This window comes from Vibrio sp. FE10 (genome assembly GCF_030297155.1).
Lineage (GTDB): Bacteria > Pseudomonadota > Gammaproteobacteria > Enterobacterales > Vibrionaceae > Vibrio > Vibrio apostichopi.
In genome coordinates, this window is record NZ_AP028068.1 from 1,094,636 (window position 1) to 1,107,853 (window position 13,218).

The following is a 13,218-nucleotide window of genomic DNA, read 5'->3' on the forward strand; positions in this document are numbered from 1 at the left end:
GCGCGATAGGAAGACAAGTTTGAAAAAACACTCAAGAAACCTTCATCCATCCTTATCAATCGATAAGGCACCATCCAATGTATTTATGAATTTCGAAGCTTTTTTATCGAACACCGAAACTCGTATACATAGCCATCCTTGGGGACAGGTTCAGTTGATCAGCGGTGGGATTCTTGAAATGGAAGCCGAAGGCATACGCTTTCTCGCGCCACCACACCTCGCTATTTGGGTGCCTGCTGGGGTCATGCACTGCAGTTACAACCGTAAGCCATTGGACTACTGTTCATTGAATATTGCCCATGAGTTAACTCAACATCTGCCTGAGAAAACTAGCCTCATTAAGATCACCCCAATCGTCTCTTCGATCATTGATGACTTTCGTCAGCGCGATATCAACGTCGCACAAAGCGAACAAGATCAAAGGCTTGTTCAGGTGCTACTCGATCAACTAGCAGAACGCCAAGTCGAGCATCACTTCTTGCCCTCAACGGATAACAAGTATCTTGCGCCTATTCTTGCTGCCATAGAAGAGAACCCAACCGATGATATCTCATTAAAGGATTGGGCAGAGAAAGTACACGCAACCGAGCGTACTTTGTCGCGTCATTGCCAAAGTGAATTGGGGATGAGCTTTACGGAATGGCGACTAAGAGTTCGCTACCTGTACTCGATGGATCTGTTAAGAAACGGGCAGTCGGTTAAAGAGGTGGCACTCACATTAGGTTACAACCAAGCCAGCCCCTTCATTAGTATGTTCAAGAAATATTCTGGCCAAACACCAGAACAATATAAGAACAGATTGTTGTAGTTTGTGTATGGAGAGGCATCAGTTTGAAAAGCGGATTTCTGTCATCGGTAAGTAACGTGAAGTATTGCTAAACCAAATTCTCCAGAGTGCATTGCTGGTAATAGCGTATCGAGATCTGGATATTTACCCCTTCAATAATAAAGTGCTAGATTTCCCTTTTTATAAATAAACCGATTGCATATAAATTGTGTTTTGTAGAGTATTAGGGCACTCATCAATAGTGAGTGATTAAAACAATAATAAGGATACTAAAACAATGAAAATGCGTTTAAATCTAAGCCTTTTCCTAATTTCTACAGTTCTTAGTCCAGTTGCGCTTGCCGATACTACATTCCCTGACGGCTATTACCTCGAAGCTGAAGGGCTGAGTGGAAATGCTTTAAAAGACATGCTTGGTGTCATTGCTGCTCGTGGGCAAAAGCAATTGTCGTATAACCAAGTTTGGTCTGCATTAAAAGACACCAATGAAGACCCGAATAACCCGAACAACGTGATTCTGTATTACAGTGGCCGTTCACAATCTAAGGATTTTACGTCGTCGGGTAATAACGATAAGAATGCATGGAACCGTGAGCACCTTTGGCCTAAATCTTTTGGTTTCAAGCGTAAAGATCAATGGGGCTATACCGATATCCACCACCTACAGCCAACCGATGCTGAGATCAACTCAATCCGCTCAAACAAAGACTTTGATTTTGGCGGCTCGCCATTGAAAAAGTCGCCACTGAACAAAACCGATTACGACAGCTTTGAGCCTAGAGATGCCGTTAAGGGTGATACTGCTCGTTCGATTTTCTACATGGCTGTGCGTTATGAAGGCAACAACGCAAACATGCCTGACTTGTATCTGGTTGATGATGTTTCGAGTACGTCAGGTAAGCCTAAGGTTGGAAAGCTATGCACATTACTCCAATGGCATAACGCGGACCCAGTAGACAATTGGGAACGTAACCGCCATGAAAAAGCCGTGCAATGGCAAGGCAACCGTAACCCGTTTATTGATAACCCAGGCTGGGTAAACGATATTTATGGCAGTAGATGTAACGGGTAATTAGTCGTTTAAACAAGATTAATCGGTAGCTATATCTCAGAAAAATAAAAAGGCCATCTTCGTGATGGCTTTTTAATCACTAGCCTAAAAATCAGGTCGGTAAACACAACCCTTAATCTGAACGGAAATTGCCGAACCTTGAGCGTTACTTTTACAGTGCCTCAAACGTTTATTGCGGACTCATCAACTATAAGAGATTAATTCCAAAATGCTTGGCCAGCGTATTTACGACACCAAAACAAACGATTGATATAAAACAACTGAATAACAACGTCGCCCAAAAGGAATATTTGCTCAGTAAATAGGGAAACAGCAGGAACATTGGAAGTGTTGGCACGACAAACCAGAACGTATAGAAAGCATGGTTTGATAGTTGGTCGGAACCTTGGCCTTCGATATACATCCATATCAACGCGAGAATAGTGACTGTTGGTAAGGCAGCGACCAAAGCCCCGAGCTTGTCGCTACGCTTAGCAACTTCAGAGATAAGAACAACAATTGCTGCTGTCGTTAAATACTTGAAAACAATCCACCACATGCTGCGCTCCAAGAATAAACTTAAAGTTTAGCTGACTGAACCTAAGTAGTGAACGAATTAGGTCGACCGAGGAGTGGTCCGCATGAGAAGTTGATTAGCGATATTCAATGCTAAAGGGTATGGGGCAAAAGGAGCGCCCAAAACGAACTATCGACGCCATAGCCTCTTGCTATGCTCCTTTTTCCACGAACATTTGCTTGTACGATTTCGTTTGCAAGGCTTTTGGTGTTAAACCAAATTTGTTCGCCAGACCTTCCAGCTCAACTTTGTAGTCCGATAACATAGATTCATCATCTGTCATTATTGCGAACTCAGCAAAATCACCGATACCCGCCAAGGAATCGACGGTAATATGAAAATCTCCAACAAAGTAGATGCTCCGTGTTTTCTCCGCTTTTAGCACCACTTCAAACCCCATGGTTTCCAACATGCTGCGAGCTTTTGAGGCGTCAGTAATATTTGTCGCTTCACAGCGGTCTGACTCGGGGCCTTTTACTATCCACAACTTGATACCTGAAGGTTCCATCGTCCGAATACACACGCTTTTATTCTCGGCATGTAAGGTTTTATCTGGTGAATCAAAATACCAATCACATTCAACATTATCTTCGAGCATAATTTCGTGAGGCATTAACCGTAAGGCTTCGAGGAAGACCGATTTCGAGTCAATCCGATACTTTAGCTCAACTTCGTATTTACCTTGGAAATGATTGTGGTTCATAAGCTACTTCAACGTAAAAATAGGATTCTAACATAGGAGAGAGAGGTAAAATTTGAGTAGGCGCATAGTGCCGGTATGCCTAATACCCCGTCAGCTCCATATAACCAGAACCAGAGTGAGATCCTTTAATCACGATTGGCCCTTCCCAATAGGGAACCGATAGAGGCATTTTAGCTTTTGGATTGAGTGCCGAGACTGTCAGTTCTATTTGCTGGCTTGGAATTGAAACCTGCCACTCGGTTGGATAGTCACGCCCATCGACTTCTGTTTGCTTGATGGCGGTTAGGCTGATGTCTTGCTGTGAAATCGCAATGCCAAAACCATCTTGTTGCATTAACCTTGCGTGAGCATAACTGGCTTCGCCTGTTGTTGAATTTCGAAGTTGGAATACGACTAAGCTGGTTTCATCATTGAGCCTTAATGCAAACCAATCCCAGCCTTGCTGCGAGTCGAGTAAGAACTGCGAGCTCCACTCTCTGTCTATCCAGCCTTTACCAGAAACCTGATGCGTCACGCGATCAATGGTCACTTTGCCTGATACATCGATGAATGGCTGGCTGTAGTAATAGGAAGCCACTTTGCCATCGCCACTTTTGGTGCTGTAGCCTTGCTCACCCTGTTTTTGATAGGGAGCGTCGCTGGTGAGTGTCAACCAGTAGCCAAATTGTTCTGAATTGACATTCAATGTTGCGGGGAAGAGGTCATTGGTAGAAGAGTTCCATTGCCAGTCATCAAGATAGACACGAAATGGTGAGGTACTTACTCCTGCCAGTTCTGCTTGGTCACGAGACCATTTTTCATCGGCATAATGTTTGTCTTCGGTTGTGACCGCACTGTGCGCCATGTAGATCTGTTGGCTTTGCCATGCGGTCTGCTTAGGTTGCTTGGTTTGATTGTCGTTTTCTTCTGGGGCTGAGGCAAAGCGGAACTGTGTCCATTGCACCCCCAGAGCATTGCCATTTTCATCGATAAGGTTAGCGGTTAAATACCACCATTCATGACGAAATCTTGGGTGTGCTTGGTGGTCGGCAGGGAAAGTGATCTCTACGCCTTTAACTACCGGTGTGAATTGCTCATTCTGCTTTTTCTCATTGTTACCACCGAGTATTGCCCCCATATTTTGAGCTAATTTTGGATCGGCTCTCTCACAACCCCACAGAAATAACAGGTTAAGCAAGACTGCGGATATTTTGATTAGCTTACTCTTCGCGTTAATAGTCATCACAACACCTCGCTCTGCAAACTGGATACCACGGGTTTACTGACTAAACGCCACAGTGGAATTAAGGTCGCAATCACCGCCACTAGAATCGTGATGGCGGCAATACCGAGCGCATCGCTCCAGTTCCATACGTAATTTAGACTCCAACCAAAGGCGCGCAGGGTCACGATGTCCGTCAACACATAACCGACCATAGCACCGAGCGGTATGGCAATAACCAGAGTAAAAGCCACCAACACAACGATTTGCCCGAGCACCATCGCCATCAGATTTTTACGGCTTACGCCAAGCGCATACAATCTTGCGATAGCGGCCTTACGAGCATCGAGCAACATAAAGCACGCACAGAACAAGCCAATGACGGCGACCATCAAAGTGACGCCATTCAGCGCGCGAGTGATGGCGAAGGTTTGTGAAAAGATATCCAAAGCGATTGATTTGATCTGTGCTTGATCGTAAAGCTGACTTGGGTGCAAATTGAGTTGTTGGCGAAGTTGTTCGTATACCACTTGTGGGTCGCCAGAGACTTTGACTCCCAAGCTGGTGGGCAAGTCAGTAAAGCCGCTTTCAAGCCAAAGGTTTGGAGCAAGCAACACTTCTCCATTCGGCGAGCCGTAATCGTGAAAAATAGCACCGACGATGAGTGTTTTATCTTGGATCGCATCGAGTTCAAGTTTGCTGTTCAATGATAATCCGAGCTTCACCGCCGTGGGTTCGCTGATCGCCACTAACTCACCTTGGTAAAAGCGTGACCAGAAGTTATCAAGCTGCGATTGGAATACCATGGTTTGCTCTAATGTATTTTTGTCTTTGGTGCCGAGTAACGTGGGTAGGCCCTGCAAGTTATCGTCGACATAGTACTGCTTATAAACGGTTTCAACGTTCTCAAACTGCTCTAATGCGCGCTCGACATTAGCGATTTCGCCCTGAGCAGGGCTAACGTAAATGTCGGCATGCAGTCGTTGCTCTAACCATTGCTTTAGGGTGGATTCAAAGCTACCGACTAAGGTATTCATTCCCATGTTGGCGGTAACCGCAAGCAGCAGTGCCATCATGGCAAGGGAGAGGGGAGATATGAGCTCTCGCAGTTCAGCAAACAGATACTGCATTAATCCAGACTGAGTGCGTTGTTCACTCCAATTTGCTAACACGCTGAGCGTTTTGGGTAGATACAAAGGAATCGACACCACCAATACACCAAGCCACGCCATAGTGAAGCGATGATGCTCGCTGAGCCATAAGCCAGCCAACGCGATAACGGTCAGCACCACACCGATGGTAAACAGCTGATTTTCGTTAGACGCTTCCGGCGCTTGGTAAAAACCACCATGAGAAGAGAGCGGTTGTCGAATGCGCTGCTTAAAGTGTTGCCAACATGCGACTAACGTAGCCGCTAACGTGAGTAATAAAGCTTGTGCAAACCATTGCCACTGCCATGTGCCGGGCAATAGCGTTGCGCCATAAAGTTGTTCAAGGGTTATCGCAACGGTTGGGTGTAGCCAATGGCTCAACTGAATACCCAAAATGAAACCGAGTGATGCGCCTAGTGTGACTAAAACAGTGAGCTCGATTAGCAGAGCAGAGAACACGATGCTTGGTGAAACTCCGGCTTGCTGAATTTGTACTAACAGCCGATTACGTTTGAGCAAGCTGTACTTCACGCCGTTGTAAGCGATGAACAAACCAACCAAGAACGCCAGTAAGCTCATGGCAGTGAGGTTGAGGTGAAAGCTGTCGGTAATAGATCCGAGATCGGTACTTTGGTTGTTGGAAATCCACTGCCCTTGTTCTGCTATGAGATTCTGCCATTTGTCTTGCGCGTGGCTCTTGGTATCAAAAACAGCGATGTAGCTCAGTTGTCCTTGCTTGTTAAGCAATTGCTGGGCGAATCCAATGTCCATCAACATCCGACTACCTAGCTGCCATTCATCGGGCAGCACTACCACCTGGGTGACTATTTCATCCAAAGTGAGTGTTTCTACTTCACCCAAGCTTTGATGTTGCGATTGGCTCATCATGACGATGGGCTTGCCAGCTAACAATTGAGAAAGCGGTAAGGCGCTGTTGAACAGAGATATGTTTTGACTGTCTTCTGAGGTTCCATCGTTTTCGGCTGGCTTGTCGGTAGAATAGCGAGATCGTGAGGTGAGAGCAGCGATCAATTCACTGCCTTGTACCGACCAACGACGACCTTGATCGTCTCTCACTCGCCCTTCAATCACAGGCAATATTGCGCTCAAGCCATTTTGTCTTAGCTTGAAGTAGAGCGATTCTGGTAAGTAGTTTTGCCCTGCTGGTGGAATGATCAGGTTTTGCGCTTGAGCGCTCAGTTGTTCGGTGGATTCAGCGTAGCTACGTTTGGCATTCAGATTGATAGCTTGCACCGCGACAAAAAGGGTGACCGCCAACACGATACCAATCAAGATGGCCGCCGCTTGTAAGGGCGATTGGCGATAGTGCGCAGCGAATAGGTTTAGCGTAAGTTTTGTGTGAGTCAGCCAGGCGTGATTTAACCTAGAGTGAGTTAAGTTAGCTTGCAGCATGAGGCTTCTCAATGGCTTGATTTTGGTTTAGCTCTACACGCTTTAACTCTCCATCATCTAACACCAGTTGAGTCTGCATAAAACTGGCACATTCGGGGCTGTGTGTAACCAGTAATACGGCGGTGTTGCCTTGTGTGGTGATTTCGTTCAATAGCCTCATTACCTCTAAACCAGCCTTGTGGTCGAGGTTGCCTGTGGGTTCATCGGCAAGTAGCAGTTTGGGTTTATGAGCTAATGCACGTGCGATCGCCACTCGTTGTTGCTGGCCACCAGAGAGTGCTGATACATGTCTATCGAGCAGTTCACTGATGCCTAACGCTTTCACTAAATAATCACACCAGTCGCCCCATTTTTGTTGATTCAAATGCAACGGGAACGCGATGTTTTGTTTTACGTTGAGTGGGGTTAACAGATTGAACTGCTGAAAGATAACACCCAGTTTTTGATGGCGGAAGCGACTCCATTGTGGGTCTTTCCAAACCGAAGTGTTGTCCCCATCGAGCCACAACTCACCTCCTGAAAGCGGTTCAAAGCCTGCTATTAGGTTGAGTAGAGTACTTTTCCCGCTGCCACTTGCTCCTGTCAAAGCTACGCTTGCCCCTGTTGCCAAAGTGAAGTCGACGCTCTCTAACACGTTATGGGTGTCTTTGCCGTCAACAAAGCTTTTGCTGGCCTGTTTCAGCGTGACAACTGGGTTTTCCATTTCCTCTCCTTGTATCCAACAATGACTATCAAACTGTAGACAACAATTTCAAATAATAGAGCGATTTATATCGAATTATTAATAACTTGTACTTTGATAAGAGAGAAATAGATCAGTGAGAGGTGGAATTCGGACTCTCGTTGGGTCTTTGAATTATCACATCGCCTTGGGTTATTTATTAGAAGGTTTTTTACGGCATCTAAGGGTAGCCAATTCCAACGCTTGGTATCTGGATGAAGATTATTTTGTGTGAGGATAAGGCGAGCGAAAGCTGTATCCCTAAAATATTTTTTCCCATAGCTTGTTAGTGTTTTTAATCATACATGCTCCGTTAAAGGTGTTGTATAGAAGACGAAATTATCTGGATGTAGAATGCAGATAAGATCTGTACTGAATGAAGTTTATGCAAAAGGCGAAAATCAATTGAATCAACCTGTTTTATATATTTTCGGGTCTCCCAGCTTCAGGGAAATCGACATTAGCGAAGTTGTTAGCAGAGAAAACGGGAGCGATGTATGTTCGCATTGATACTGTAGAGCAAGGGCTTACAGATCTTTGTTGCTTCAAAGTTGAAGGTGAGGGTTATCGTTTAAGTTACCGTATTGTTAAAGACAATTTGGCGTTAGGTATTAGCTGCATTTCTGACTCTTGTAATCCAATTGAGCTAACTCGAAACGAGTGGCAAGAGGTAGCGGAAAGTGTTGGTGCTAGGTTTGTCAATATTGAAGTTAGCTGCTCTGATCGTGAGGAACATGAAAGAAGGGTCATCACTCGACAAAGTGAAGTCGAAAACCTAAAGCTACCTGATTGGCAACAAGTAAAGAATCGTCACTATGAGGAATGGAAAACTGAAGTTATTAAAATCGACACGTCAGGTAAAAATACCGATACATCATTTATAGAATTGACGGAAAAGTTAGGTGTTTAATACTCAGGTAGAGTGACATATTGAAAATCTCAATCTTTCATTCAAAATAAAGGTGACATTACATATAGGCAATGTCACCTCTAAGGCATCGGGTTGTGAAACAAAGAGATTAACCAATGAGTACTTGTTACTTAGAAACGACCGTCCATTTCATTAGAACTGACTCTGCTTCCTCACACTGAATCAGTTCTAATGGACGTTTCACCCATGGGCCCGCTTCTTGAGTCTCGGATGTCACAACTAAACAGTAGCTAGAGTCCGCTTTTAATCGAATGGTTTGATCATTTTCGCTGTACACAAAACCTTGGTTTTTTGCATCACTGCATTCTAGTAACGCGAGCTCACTCTTTCCTTTCGCTAAAAGCCCCTGCATACAAAGTCCCTCAAACGCATAAGATTGAATCTTATTTGTTTCTCTGTTGTATTCAAATCTCACATCATGACCAGAATAGTTACGAGGAGAACCTTCAGGCGCTTTGGGTTTACAGGTGTGAGTTTGCATTAATTCGGATTGACCAGGGCCATAGGTATCAATACAAAATCCATAACCGTTTGGCTCATCCAAATTATCACTTAATACAATGTATGGAGGCTCTGTCGGCACATTCGGCTCTGCTGAAAAGAGAAATGAAGGGGCTGCAACTAAGCTAGATGCCACAATGACTTTGGCTACATTTTTCAGTTTCATATCTATTTCATCCTTTAATAAATTTCGGTGTTGTAACTAAAACGGCTTACTGGTTAAAACTTTCGGTGAACTTAACAATTCGGCCTGCATTGACACCTTTATCACTGCGACCAATTCGAGACACACTACGAATATCGATGCGGCTTTTGTTGTTTATTGGGGTAATTTGAACGACCACATCGTCCATAAAGCCAAAGAACATCGTTTGAGCTGTCGCTTCAAAGCGTAATGCTTCAGGGAATCTTGCAACAATTTCCCAACCTTTCTTCTGCGCAACATCCAGAGCTTTTTCGTATGCATCTTCAGCAGAGAGGTTAGACTGAATTGGCTTAATGTATGGGTACAACTTCCTCTGTACTGCTGCAACTTCCTCCCCTGCATAAATCAGAGAGTTTTTGGCACCGGCACGCGTATCATCCAGCACTAAAAATTTAGGTGGGTTTGTGGTATCGGTTGTGATGTCATGAATTGCAGGCCCACGTTTCATGGGGTGAATCATGCCATGGATCATTGGCGCGACGAGGCCAAGCCCTATGAATGCCGCAACCAGAGATTTGATAGCCCCAGTACGATTACGAGTAACACATTGGTAGGTGATCCCGAGGGTACTTAACGCGAGCAAAGAGAGGCCGATTGGGTTGAGATAATTGCGAATATAACCAAAGCCAACAATAGGATCCCATAAGCCCATGCGAGCTCCAAAGATCATTAGTGCAACCACTAGCACAGCAGCAAAAGCGATGACTAATAATAGTGTTCCAATACGAGAGGTACGCTTGTTTGTCATTTCTATCCTTTGAAAATGTTTAGAGAGTAATGATGAGCCACTCCTAGGCTCACCATATCTCATTTTGTTAGTACTTGGTTTTGTGATTGCTCAGTTTGGTTGTTCGGCTTTGTTTGCGATTTCTGCCTTGTCATCTGACTTGAACAGTTTGCAGATCAAGACAAAAAACAATGGCGCGAAGTAAATGACCAATAACGTCGCTCCCATCATGCCGCCAAGAACAGACGTACCGATCGCGTTACGAGCATTAGCACCCGCTCCCGTACTCAGCACCAAAGGCAACACGCCGAGTCCAAACGCCAGTGATGTCATGATTATCGGGCGCAGACGCATTTCACAGGCTTGTACCGTTGCATCAATAATGTTGACGCCTTTTTCATAAAGCTCTTTTGCAAACTCAACAATCAGAATTGCGTTTTTGGCGGTTAAACCAATAGTAGTCAAAACGCCCACTTGGAAGTAAACATCGTTCTCTAGCCCTCGCAACATGATCGCAGCCAGTGCGCCGAGTATCCCTAATGGAACCACCAGAATAATCGCAATTGGAATGCTCCAGCTTTCATACAAAGCGGCTAAGCAGAGGAAAACCATCAAGATGGAGATCGCGTACAGAATTGGCGCTTGGTTTCCAGCTTCGATCTCTTGATAGGACATTCCCGTCCAGCTCACCTGTACATCGTTTGAAATCTCTGCGGCTAATCTATCGATTTCATCCATCGCTTCACCAGTACTGTAACCAGAAGCTGCTTCACCGACGATTTCTACTGCAGGGTTGCCGTTATAACGTTGTAACTGTGGTGAGCCTTGACCCCAGTGATAAGTACTGAAAGCTGAGATTGGCACCATCTCACCGTTGTTGTTACGCACAAACCATAAGTTCAGGTCTTCTGGTGTCATGCGATATTCAGCATCGGCTTGAATGTAAACCTTCTTAGAGCGACCACGATCGATGAAGTCATTCACGTATGACGATGCCCAAGCAATTGACAATGATTGGTTGATGTCATCAATATCTAAACCGAGCACTTTGGCTTTTTCATAGTCAACATCAAGGAACAGTTGTGCAGTATCCTCAAGGCCATTTGGTCTTGTATTTTGTAACAATGGGCTTTGAGCCGCCGCCGCCAGTAACTGGTTTCTGAACTCAATCAGTTTGTCATGGCCAACAGCCCCCACGTCTTCTAGGTAGAAGTTAAAACCCGTTGAAGTACCAAGTTCTCGAATTGCTGGGCTACTAAAAGCAAAGATCTGTGCATGTTTGTAATTTGAAAACTCACCCATTACACGGCCGATAATGGAATCAACATCGGTTCCGGGTTCAGTCCTTTCTGACCAATCTTTCATGCCAATAAATGCCATCGCTGCATTTTGCCCAGAGCCTGAAAAGTTGAATCCAGACACGGTAAACACGTGGTCGACAGTATGTGATTCGTTCTCTTCAAAATAATCTTTGATATCCAACATCACTTCTTGCGTTTTTTGTAATGTGGTCCCTGTTGGTGTGGTGACCATCACCATGAAGTCACCTTGGTCTTCATTTGGCAAAAATGAACTTGGTAGCACGTTGTATAGGTAAGCCGTGCCGGCAAAAAGCATTAGATAAACAAAAACGAAGCGCAGTGGACGTTGTAAAGCGTGTTTAACTGAACCTCGGTATTGGCTGGAGAGCTTGTCGAACCCTCGGTTAAACAGTGCAAAAAATTTATTGCTCGATGTTTTATCGACAGGCTTTAGAAGCGTTGCGCACAATACGGGAGTCAGAATCAATGCCACAACAACAGATAACACCATTGCTGAAACTATCGTCAAAGAGAATTGTTGGTAGATAACGCCCGTTGACCCTGACATGAAGGCCATAGGAATAAATACAACCGACAACACCATCGTAATACCGATTAAGGCACTGGTAATTTGTCCCATTGATTTTTTGGTTGCTTCAAGAGGAGATAGGTTCTCTTCATGCATTAAACGTTCAACGTTTTCCACAACAACAATGGCGTCATCAACCAGAAGGCCGATAGCTAAGACTAAACCAAACATGGTGAGTGTATTGATCGAGAACCCCAGCATGGCCATAACACCGAAGGTGCCAAGCAGTACGACTGGTACGGCGATGGTTGGGATTAAAGTTGCTCGTAAGTTTTGCAAAAACAGCAACATTACGACAAATACAAGCCCAACCGCTTCAAAAAGGGTTTTGACCACTTCACTGATGGATAAACGGATAAATAAGTTATTGTCGGTGGTTTTAACCAGTTCTAGTCCATCCGGAAAACCTTTTGAAAGTTGTTCAAGTTTTGCATCAACCGCATTTTGTGTGTCTAACGAGTTCGCGCCGGTAGCAAGGGTGATAGCAATACCGGAAGAGTCCTTACCCATGTAAGCAGGAATAGATGAAGATTCTTCACTGGCTAACTCGACACGTGCGACGTCTTTGAGCTTAATTTGAGAGCCGTCACTGTCGACTTTGATTAAGATATCTTCAAACTCTTCAACGCTGGTTAGTAGGCTTTGCGCCGTGATACTGGCATTAATTAACTGAGAATCAACAGCAGGCGTTCCGCCCAATTGCCCAACGGTAACTTGGCTGTTTTGAACCGATACTGCATTCGAAACATCAACAGGCGTAAGGCTATAGCTGTTCAATTTTGCAGGGTCTAACCAGATACGCATCGCATAAGATGGGCCGAAAATAGTCACTTCGCCCACACCGTTCACACGGCTTAGGATGTCCTTAATGTTTGAGTTAGCGTAATCTTGAATATCTCCCGCACTCATGCTGCCGTCAGGAGAATATAAGTTGGTTACCGACATAAAACCTGACGTACTCTTGGTGACAGAAGTACCTTGATTTTGTACCGCTGTCGGCAGGCGATTACTCACTTGCTGTAAGCTGTTCTGCACCTGTACCTGAGCGATATCGGGGTCGGTATCTGCACTAAACGTCAAGGTAACACTCGCACTACCAGAAGAGTCACTTTTAGACGCCATGTATAACAAGTTATCTAACCCTGTCATGCCTTGTTCGATGACCTGAGTAACGCTGTCTTCAATTGTTTTTGCTGAAGCACCAGGGTAAGACGTTGAAATGGTCACGGCTGGCGGTGCAATTGTTGGGTATTGTGCGACTGGCAAAGAGACGATAGCCGCAATGCCTGAAAGCATAATGACAATGGATATCACCCAAGCAAAGATCGGTCTGTTAATAAAAAAGTTCGATAAGGACATG

At 44.8% G+C, this 13,218-nt stretch carries 11 protein-coding genes; 3 read left to right on the top strand and 8 right to left on the bottom strand.

The window, feature by feature from the left end:
- Positions 1–19 precede the first annotated feature (19 nt).
- Together QUF19_RS21870 and QUF19_RS21875 are read left to right on the top strand one after the other, a co-directional pair.
- The gene (locus QUF19_RS21870) at positions 20–808 is read left to right on the top strand and encodes an AraC family transcriptional regulator (protein WP_065111466.1); all 789 of its coding nucleotides are present in this window, start codon (positions 20–22) and stop codon (positions 806–808) included.
- A gap of 256 nt (positions 809–1,064) precedes the next feature.
- Entirely contained in the window at positions 1,065–1,859 is a 795-nt protein-coding gene (locus QUF19_RS21875) for an endonuclease I family protein (RefSeq protein WP_286299000.1), read from the top strand.
- A gap of 187 nt (positions 1,860–2,046) precedes the next feature.
- Here the strand turns inward: QUF19_RS21875 and QUF19_RS21880 are convergent, their stop codons facing one another.
- The 5 genes from QUF19_RS21880 to QUF19_RS21900 form a co-directional block, all read right to left on the bottom strand.
- Positions 2,047–2,397: a DUF3147 family protein gene (locus QUF19_RS21880; RefSeq protein ID WP_286299002.1), complete on the bottom strand. Its 351-nt coding sequence runs from the start codon at positions 2,395–2,397 to the stop codon at positions 2,047–2,049.
- 169 nt (positions 2,398–2,566) lie between these two features.
- Positions 2,567–3,118 carry a class IV adenylate cyclase gene (gene cyaB, locus QUF19_RS21885; RefSeq protein WP_286299004.1) on the bottom strand — a complete coding sequence of 184 codons (552 nt, stop codon included), beginning with the start codon at positions 3,116–3,118 and terminating at the stop codon, positions 2,567–2,569.
- 79 nt (positions 3,119–3,197) lie between these two features.
- Complete coding sequence (locus QUF19_RS21890) at positions 3,198–4,340, bottom strand: lipocalin-like domain-containing protein (RefSeq protein ID WP_286299007.1); 1,143 nt, start codon at positions 4,338–4,340, stop codon at positions 3,198–3,200.
- Complete coding sequence (locus QUF19_RS21895; protein WP_286299009.1) at positions 4,340–6,883, bottom strand: ABC transporter permease; 2,544 nt, start codon at positions 6,881–6,883, stop codon at positions 4,340–4,342. The genes QUF19_RS21890 and QUF19_RS21895 overlap by 1 nt, the downstream gene beginning before the upstream one ends.
- Positions 6,870–7,586 (bottom strand): ABC transporter ATP-binding protein, encoded by a 717-nt coding sequence (locus QUF19_RS21900; protein WP_286299011.1) that lies wholly within the window; start codon positions 7,584–7,586, stop codon positions 6,870–6,872. The genes QUF19_RS21895 and QUF19_RS21900 overlap by 14 nt, the downstream gene beginning before the upstream one ends.
- A gap of 487 nt (positions 7,587–8,073) precedes the next feature.
- Here QUF19_RS21900 and QUF19_RS21905 point away from each other — a divergent pair, with 487 nt between their 5' ends.
- The gene (locus tag QUF19_RS21905) at positions 8,074–8,514 is read left to right on the top strand and encodes a P-loop nucleotide/nucleoside kinase family protein (RefSeq protein WP_434784922.1); all 441 of its coding nucleotides are present in this window, start codon (positions 8,074–8,076) and stop codon (positions 8,512–8,514) included.
- A gap of 127 nt (positions 8,515–8,641) precedes the next feature.
- On the opposite strand, the gene QUF19_RS21910 is transcribed toward QUF19_RS21905, so the two are convergent.
- The 3 genes from QUF19_RS21910 to QUF19_RS21920 form a co-directional block, all read right to left on the bottom strand.
- Entirely contained in the window at positions 8,642–9,202 is a 561-nt protein-coding gene (locus QUF19_RS21910) for a ricin-type beta-trefoil lectin domain protein (RefSeq protein WP_286299013.1), read from the bottom strand.
- 46 nt (positions 9,203–9,248) lie between these two features.
- On the bottom strand, positions 9,249–9,989 hold the full coding sequence (locus tag QUF19_RS21915) for a DUF1499 domain-containing protein (RefSeq protein WP_286299016.1): 741 nt from the start codon (positions 9,987–9,989) through the stop codon (positions 9,249–9,251).
- 90 nt (positions 9,990–10,079) lie between these two features.
- Positions 10,080–13,217 (bottom strand): efflux RND transporter permease subunit, encoded by a 3,138-nt coding sequence (locus QUF19_RS21920; RefSeq protein WP_286299018.1) that lies wholly within the window; start codon positions 13,215–13,217, stop codon positions 10,080–10,082.
- Position 13,218: the final 1 nt, after the last annotated feature.

Excerpts from the sequence above, each read along its gene's own strand:
- QUF19_RS21920 (WP_286299018.1), bottom strand. The coding sequence starts at position 13,217 with ATGTCCTTATCGAACTTTTTTATTAACAGACCGATCTTTGCTTGGGTG.
- QUF19_RS21880 (WP_286299002.1), bottom strand. The coding sequence starts at position 2,397 with ATGTGGTGGATTGTTTTCAAGTATTTAACGACAGCAGCAATTGTTGTT.
- QUF19_RS21895 (WP_286299009.1), bottom strand. The coding sequence starts at position 6,883 with ATGCTGCAAGCTAACTTAACTCACTCTAGGTTAAATCACGCCTGGCTG.
- QUF19_RS21890 (WP_286299007.1), bottom strand. The coding sequence starts at position 4,340 with ATGACTATTAACGCGAAGAGTAAGCTAATCAAAATATCCGCAGTCTTG.
- QUF19_RS21910 (WP_286299013.1), bottom strand. The coding sequence starts at position 9,202 with ATGAAACTGAAAAATGTAGCCAAAGTCATTGTGGCATCTAGCTTAGTT.
- QUF19_RS21915 (WP_286299016.1), bottom strand. The coding sequence starts at position 9,989 with ATGACAAACAAGCGTACCTCTCGTATTGGAACACTATTATTAGTCATC.
- QUF19_RS21900 (WP_286299011.1), bottom strand. The coding sequence starts at position 7,586 with ATGGAAAACCCAGTTGTCACGCTGAAACAGGCCAGCAAAAGCTTTGTT.
- cyaB (WP_286299004.1), bottom strand. The coding sequence starts at position 3,118 with ATGAACCACAATCATTTCCAAGGTAAATACGAAGTTGAGCTAAAGTAT.
- QUF19_RS21875 (WP_286299000.1), top strand. The coding sequence starts at position 1,065 with ATGAAAATGCGTTTAAATCTAAGCCTTTTCCTAATTTCTACAGTTCTT.